The sequence below is a fragment of the Zwartia sp. genome, assembly GCF_049655405.1.
Taxonomy (GTDB): domain Bacteria; phylum Pseudomonadota; class Gammaproteobacteria; order Burkholderiales; family Burkholderiaceae_B; genus Zwartia.
Window position 1 is genome coordinate 1 of record NZ_JBASJR010000007.1, and the last position, 8,526, is coordinate 8,526.

Sequence of the window (8,526 nt, forward strand, 5' to 3'; positions counted from 1 at the left end):
TTGGCAAAGGAGGCATCTCGCCTTCTTCGACCCAGACTGTTTGCACAGTCTCGGTGGAGGCAAGCGTCGCGGCCGCGGCAAGGGCTTCGGGTGTTTGATGTTTAAAGACATCTCTGACGCTAAACACGAGGCCTTGCGCACGGGCACGACTGACCAGACGAATGGCCAAAATGCTATCGCCACCAGTCGCAAAGAAGCTTTCTTGACGACCCACTTGCACATTACCAGTGAGTTCTTCAAATAACTGGCATAACAAGGACTCTGACGCGTTCAGTGGAGCGATGTAAGTGCGATCGCCATATTGTGTTTGCGGATCTGGGAGAGCCTTTCGGTCAAGTTTTCCGTTTGGCGTGAGGGGCAGCGCATCAAGTGAGACAAAATGGGTGGGTACCATGTGCTCGGGTAGTTTGAGGCCAAGTTGAGCCTGAATGACTTGATTGCTTGGTAAGGTTTGACCAGGTTGCGCAACTAAATACGCAACAAGTCGTTTTTCACCGTTAAGCGTTTTAGGAATCACCGCAGCGTAAGCCAGTGCACTAAAGGTGCTGAGCAAGGCCGCATCGATTTCTCCGAGCTCAATGCGATAGCCACGAATTTTGACTTGATCATCGGCACGCCCGAGATAGATCAAGACGCCATCAGCACGTCTAAATACCAGGTCACCTGTGCGATACATGCGTGCACCTGGTGCTGCAAATGGACAGGCGATAAAACGCTCTGCACTCAAGCCGGGCCGGTTAAAGTAGCCGCGCGCCAAGCCTTCACCACCGATGTAGAGCTCTCCCACCGCGCCATCCAGGACAGGCTCAAGATTAGGATCAAGAATATACAACTGTGTATTCCAGATTGGCAGACCAATGGGGATGACCCCCTCGTGGCTAGTCCGCTCAGAGACTTCGTACACGCAACAACCCACAACTGTTTCTGTCGGACCATACTCGTTAATGAGTCGGGTAGCCGGTGCGAACTCTCGCCACATGGCCACAGTGGAGGCGTTCAGTTGCTCGCCACCGATCACATACGCATGGCTTTGTTTTTTAAGAACGTCTGGTTTGAGTAAGTGACGCAGTGCGTCCATGTGCACAGGCGTGGCTTTGACTAATGAATAACCAGCTTGCTGGTTCAGATAGTCCGCCAGTACCTCGATTTCATTTTCTTGGGCAAGCAGGTGAACGCTGCGACCGCTGGAAAGTGGTAACCACAAGCTTGAGATCGTCGCATCAAACGCGATTGAAGTGTTGATCGGTGCGCCAGAGCCTGAATCTAGTTGATAGGCGTCGAGTGCCCAGTTGAGATAGTTGGTCAGGCCGTGATGAGACAGCATGACGCCCTTGGGTACGCCTGTGCTTCCCGAGGTGTAAATGAGGTAGGCAAGATTCTCTGCACGCAAAAGACCGAGTCGCTCTGTCGGAGCGATTGCCGCGGCGGATAAAGAGTCTAATTGTGCGAGTAATGAAGGCGCTGCTGGATCCTGTAGCAGTGGCAATGTCACGCGAACTGCGTCTCTCGCTTGTTCAAAGCTGAAATTGCTTGCCGCTTGTTCTTGCAAGGCAAGCGTATCGATCAAGGCATCGAAATGCACGGTTGAGGCGAGGAGCAACTTGGCGCGACTGTCTTTAAGCATAAAGGACAAGCGCTGCGCAGGGTATTCTGGCGCCAGAGGTAAATAAGCACCACCTGCTCGCATAATGGCCAGCATGGAAATCACCAGCGCTGGCGTGCGTTCTAGCATGACCCCGACAATAGTGTCCGGTCCTACGCCTTGTGCAATTAAATGTCGTGCCAGTCGATTGGCCTGTGCATCAAGTTCTCGATAAGTGAGGCTATAAGAGCCTGTATCGCTGCTACCGGTTAATGCGGGTGCATCAGGCGCGCGATCAACTTGTTGCGCGATCATGGCTAACAATGACTGATGATCATCGTTGAGCGTCACGTGATCACCCGAGGATGTTTCAATGAGAGCCTGACGACTGGAAGGCTCATAAATCGGTACTGCACTCAGCACTGTATTTGCCAGGCTTTCTAGATTAGCAAGCAGATAGAGCAGACTGTCGACTAAACGTTCAGCTTGGGCTGTTGTGAGACGTGCCTGATCAAAGCCTAAACGTAAGGCGAGCTTTTCACCTGTCATGACGGATAGTCCGACGGGATAGTGATTGCCATCTTCACTTTCCGCGTGGGTGAGGGTGATATCGGCCAGCTTTTTGTTTGGATGACTGACAGGATAGTTTTCAAAAACAAACATTGCTTCAAACAATGCGGTGCCGCCGAGACCGGCCAAGGTTTGAATGTCACGCAAACCAATGTGCGTGAAACTGTCTTGTTCAGCCATCGCGACTTGCTGTTCGCGAAGCCAGTCTTTGAGTACAACGGTTTCAGGTAGTGCAATATACAAAGGCAATGTGTTGATGAATAAGCCGAGTGCACGATCAATCCCGCGAAGTTCGCTGGAGCGACCATTGCGTACACTGCCAATCACCACCTCATCCAGACGGCAAGTGCGACCCAGTACTAAGGCATAGAGACCTTGGAGAATAGAGGCCTGAGTTAATCCATACTGACGACCAAAACGTTCAAGTGTCCGCTGTGTGTCTGAGGGAACAAGGTACTCAATGTTTTTCATGCCACCATTCGGATCTTGCGGTGTGGGCAAACTCAGTCGGCTAGGTTCTGAAAGTTCGCTGAGATGCGTGCGCCAATATTGTTTTGTCGCCTCACTGTCCTGCGCTTCCAGCCATTGCAGATGTTCTTTCCAAGAAAAGACGGGTGCGGGATGACGCTCGCCGGCGCCACAATGCGCCACGTAAGCATCAGCTAGGTCGCCCATCAGGATAGGCAGTGACCAGCCGTCCAAAATCAAGTGATGGTTGGCAACCAAGAGGGCATGTTTATCTTGACCCAGCGCGCAATAGGTCATGCGGATCAAGGGACCTCGTTCGAGATCAAAGGGTGAATCGAAATCTAGCTGTTTCAGTGCATGAAGCCGCTCGGCTTGCGTGCCGGTGAGTGCGTAGGTTCTAAAGTCACAGGCATCGGGTGACAGAATCACCCCAAGTCCAGGGAGCTCCGCAGTAGGTGCCATCACCAGTCTCAATACTTCATGACGATTCATGAGTTCAGACCAGGCAGCCTGCATCGCCTTCAGATTGAAGTTTCCTTCAAATGTGAGCATCAAGTGAACGTGATAGGGATCCTGCTTTCCTTGCACTAAGGCCAGAGATTCAAAACCAAGACCTTGTTGCAGAGGGGTGAGCGTCACGAGGTCGCTAAAATTTGGATAGAGTGCACTGACGTTGTTCAGTTGTGTTTGTGTCAATGTATGGCGAGTATTGAGCCATGCAAAATCTGAAGGCGTATGACGGCAGGCCAGTGGTGCCTGGGCGCAATGTTCAGCTGCATTGACTAAAGATTGTTTAAATAGGTTTGATAGCGCATCAATAGAGGTCTTTTCGTAAGCGTCGGCGCAGTAAGAAATGGTAAAGCTGAGTGCGCCACTATTGGTGATGACCGCATTGATGTCGAGAAGGTGCAGTCTGGGTCGATTTTCATCATCCTCAGCACCAATTAAGCCATCCTCTGTCATTTGCCATTGCGTCGGATCGGCGACCGCTTTGTTTTCAAAGCGTCCAAGATAATTAAAACCAATTTCTGCTTGCGCATGTTGCCCGCTTGCAAGCTGACTATTTGGATCAAGGTAGCGCAAAATGCCGTAACCGAGCCCTTTGTCTGGCAGGGCACGCAGGTTTTCTTTGACGCGCTGTATCGCAAAGCCTGCACGATCGCGATGTTGTAGTTCGATCTCGGCGACAGGCAGACGGACCGGAAACAGGGTTGTGAGCCAGCCGATTGTTCGGGTGAGGTCTGCATCCGTTTCCCGACCGTGACCCTCGAGATCAATCAATGGATCACCGAGTTCAGTCTGAAACTGTTCTTTTGACCATTGACGCAAGGACAAACCAAGCGCCGCGAGCAAGACGTCATTGATCGCACCGAAGTAGGTAGTGGGTGCGTGCAACAGAAGCTCTGTTTCTGAGGGTGAAAGCTCCGTCTGTACATGCGCGACTCGAGCCAGTGTATTGGCTTGACGCGTGATCGCGTGATCAGTTGGCAGTGCGTTGACACCTGCCACCTGTGAAAGCCAAAGGGCTTCTTCGGAGCGACGGTTGCCTTGTTGACCTTGTTCGTAAAGAAACGCACCCCATGCTCGCAGAGAGACTGCGGGTACTTCGAGTGCGCGAGGTTGTGGTGCTGATAGTGCCTTTAAATCATCAAGCAAAATACGCCAAGACACGCCATCGATCGCAAAGTGATGAATCACGAGGACGAGTAAGGCAGGTTGGTCTGACTCAGTGACCCATAGCGGGGCGACCATGCCACCGGATTGTTCTGGGTCCAGTCGACGACTGAGTGGCAGAACAGCTGCGACTAATTGCGCTCGATTCTCCTCGGGTGTCTGACCTGTTAGAGCGATGGTGGGTAAAGTGCATTCAGATACTTGTTCCGGTATATCGATCACAAATTGTTGTGGCGCCTTGCCGCTCAGCATGCGAAGTCTTAGGCCGCTATGATGGAGAATCAGTTGATTCAGTATGCGTTGAGCCTGAGCGTGTGTCATGCCGATTGGAGCACGTAGACAGATCGCTTGGTTAAACTGTTTAAGCGAGCCACCAAGCTCTAGAAACGCGCTGTAAACAGGGAGTGCAAAAAACTCTCCGTGCTCTGAGATGGAAAATACTGAACTCGTTTCACCTGCTTGCTCCGCGACGGCTCTGTCTTGGGTGTCCGTGACTTGTGCATGTTCGGCAATGGCTTCTGGCGTTTGGTGTTTAAAGACGTCACGGACAGAAAAGGACAGGCCTTGTGCGCGGGCGCGACTGACCAGACGAATGACTGAAATACTGTCTCCACCAATTGAAAAGAAGCCATCTTGTCTGCCCACGCGGGCGACCCCCGTTAACTCACTAAACAGTGTGCAAAGAATTTCCTCCGAAGTGGTCTGGGCAGGCTGGTAGTGGGTCTCTTCCCCCGAAATCATGGGTTCGGGCAATACACGTCGATCCACTTTGCCGTTGGGCGTCAGCGGCAGTTGGTCGATTTCCATAAAATAAGTGGGAATCATGTACTGAGGCAGCACCGCCGCGAGTTGTTCGCTCAACTCAACGGTATCGAGCATGGATTGACCTTGTTGCATCACCAGATAGGCGATCAGTTTGGTGTCTTCGCCCATGGTGCGCGCATTGACCGCGACTTGAGCCACAGTCTCAAATTCTTTCGCGATGGCGGCTTCGATTTCACCGAGTTCGATGCGGTAGCCCCGGATTTTGACCTGATCATCCGCGCGTCCCAGAAACTCTATTGATTGATCTGTATGCTTGAGCGCGAGATCACCCGTTCGATACATGCGTGCCCCGGGCGGTCCGAAAGGACAAGCCAGAAAGCGCTCTGCACTGAGACCAGGACGGTTGTGATAGCCGCGGGCCAGACCCGCACCAGCGACATAGAGTTCGCCGGGAACACCTTGAGGAACAGGTTCAAGGTTTGCGTCTAGCAGGTATACCTGCATGTTAGGCAAAGCGGTACCGATGCTGATGGCACCGGAGGTTGTCTGTCCGTCTCGGGCGGGATCGAGTGGATGACTCATCGTTGCACAGACGGTTGTTTCTGTCGGGCCGTATGCGTTAAACATTCGCAATTGACCTGCAAAGCGCGTCACGATGGAGGGCGGGCAGGCCTCACCCGCCACGACGAGGGTCTTGAGTGAATCAAGCGCGTCAGGCTCTAAGGCGGCGACCAGTACAGGGGGTAAGGTCGCATGGGTTACACCACAACGCGCAAGGCACGGACCTAGGTTAGTCGCGGCATCTGAACGCAAAGCCTGAGTCGCGATCACAAGTGCTGCACCCGATCCAAAAGCGTTCAGCATCTCCCAGACGCTTGCATCAAAGGCTTGCGAAGCAAACTGAAGCACGCGATCTGTTTCATTCAGACCAAACAGGGAACGTTGTGAAAACGCAAGGTTGACGGCTGTGCGATGTGTGATGCACACACCTTTTGGTAAACCGGTTGAACCAGAGGTGTAAATTAAATAGGCTAGGCTGTCAGGTGACAAGGGCTGAAGTCGCTCTTGTTGGGTGATCGGATCACCGGCCAACATACTCAAGCGGATATCGAGAATTTGATCGTCTAGGTCGATCAAATCAGGGAGTGGTGTATCGATCGCCATTTCAAGCGTTTCGTATAGACTGCCGACACTCAGTACGTATTTTGCTCGGCTGTCTTGCAAAATATAGGCTAAGCGACTCGAAGGATAGGTCGGGTCTACCGGTAAAAAAGCTGCACCGGCTTTCAGTACAGCCAAAATTGAAATAAATAATGACGGTGAGCGGTCGAGCATCACGCCGACTACGTCATCTGCGCCAACACCTTGACTAATGAGATAGCGCGCGAGTTGATTGGCGCGTTCGTCAACCTCTGCGTATGTTTGAATATCTGGTCCGGAGGCTTGATCTTCGATCAGAGCCGGTGCATCGGGTCTCGCGAGGACTTGTTCAGAAAAAAGGATGGTGAGATCGAGCTCGGCGGGAAGGACAGACAAAGTCGGTCCATTAGATTGCGCGAGTAATTGTTCGCGTTCGGCGCCGCGTGTGAGGGTGAGTGCGGCAAGAGGTTGCTGTGCAAGTTGAGGCAGCTCATCGATGAGTGCGCATAAGCGCTCTAAAAATGCAGAGGCTTGAGTGGAGTCAATACGGCTTTGATCATAGGTAAAGCGTAGGCTTAATCCTTGATCTGAGGGTAAAACGCCGAGTGCCACTGGATAGCTTGTGCCATCGTGGCCTTCGATGCGCTGAACCTCAAGATTGCCGACGGCTGTTTTAGATGGATCTGTCGGGAAATTTTCAAAAACAAAAAGTGCTTCGAATAGCGCCTGTCCTTTGATTTTCGACTGGGCCTGAATGCCGAGCAAGCCAATGTGCGAATAGGCATCCTGTTCGGCCTGAACCTGTTGTTGAAGTGCCAGCCAGTCAATTAGCCTCTGACCGCTCGGCATCGCCATGTAATGGGGAAGGGTGTCAATAAACAGTCCCACCGCTTGATCGATTCCGTCGATTGAAACGGTACGGCCATTATGCACGCTGCCTAATACGAGCTCATCCATTCGGCTGATGCGTGCCAGAACAAGCGCATACAGTCCCATCAAAATGGTGGCTTGTGTCAATCCATGTTGCTTACCAAAAGTATCAAGCGTGGCAAGTGTTTGAACAGAGAGTAGTCGGTAGATTTCTCCATTGCCTCGGCCAACCGTGACCGGTGCAGGAAACTTGACGCGACTCGGCGTGGTGACGGCGTTTAAGTGTTGCTTCCAGAATTGACGAGAAGGCTCGACATCTTGTGCGGCCAGCCACTCCAAGTGTGCCGGCCAAGAAAGACCGTGTTTGAGTGCGCTGCTTTTCCCTGTGAGTTGGTCGGCGTAGCCTTGTGCAAGCTCAAACAGGACCACCATTAATGACCAGCCATCTAAAATGACATGGTGCTTGGACAGCATGACTGCGTGCTCTCCATTGCCGAGATCGGCGATGCTGAGACGAATCAAAGGTCCCTGTTCAAGCTCAAAAGGTTCGTCTAAATCCATCGCCTTGAGTTGACGGATACGTTCCTCTGGAGATCCATTTAGTTGAATCGTACGAAAATCAAGGGCTGAGGCCTCCTGAATGATGGCGACACCCGGTGCCAGTCGCGAAGGCGCAAGCACTAAACGTAAGATATCGTGGCGCGCGACAATATTTGCCCATGCCTGTTGCATGGCAGGACGTTTGAGATCGCCACGGACAATCAGTGCAACTTGAATATGGCATGGATCAGCTGTGCCTATTTCACGTGCGAGACTTTCAAACGCCATGCCTTGCTGTGCAGGCGTGAGTGGCAGAATGCGGTCGAGCCTTGGGTGTTGAAGCAGGAGCGCATCAAGCACTTTTTGGTCAAGAGCTTGGCTTAAGACACTGTTGGAGCTGGCAACCAGCGGAAAGTCAGAAGGTGTATGCGTACACGCAAGCGGTCGCTCCAGACAATGTTGCGTGACTTGCAACAGTGCTTGTTCAAACGCTCTTGCTAAATGTGCGACTGATTCTGAGCTGTGTGCATGCTGACAGTGTGTGATCTGAAAACTCAGGCTTCCGTTCGCGAGAAGCAATGCATTGACTTCGAGCAGGTGTGGTCGTTGGCGCTCAGAATGATCTCCAGAAGCACCAGAGACAGTTTCAATAATGCTCCAGTTATTTTCATTCGGATGATCGTCAGAGGATTCTCCTCCTTCAAATTTCCCGAGGTAATTCAGGACGATTTGAGGCTGTGGGCATTGCTCGAACAATTTTTTGCTTTGTGCATCAAAATGACGTAACACGCCGTAGCCGATGCCTTTGTCAGGCAGGGCGCGCAGGTCTTCCTTGATTTGTCTCAAGGCCAGACCGGGTGCTTCGGGCGCGGACCAGTCGAGTTTTCCGATGCGTAAGCGCAACGGGAACAGGCTGG

General features: G+C 52.2%; 1 protein-coding gene. It reads right to left on the reverse strand.

Annotation, left to right across the window (positions count from 1 at the left end):
* A partial coding sequence (locus WBJ47_RS03945) for an amino acid adenylation domain-containing protein (RefSeq protein ID WP_424585368.1) occupies positions 1-8,526 on the reverse strand: 8,526 nt, incomplete at both ends.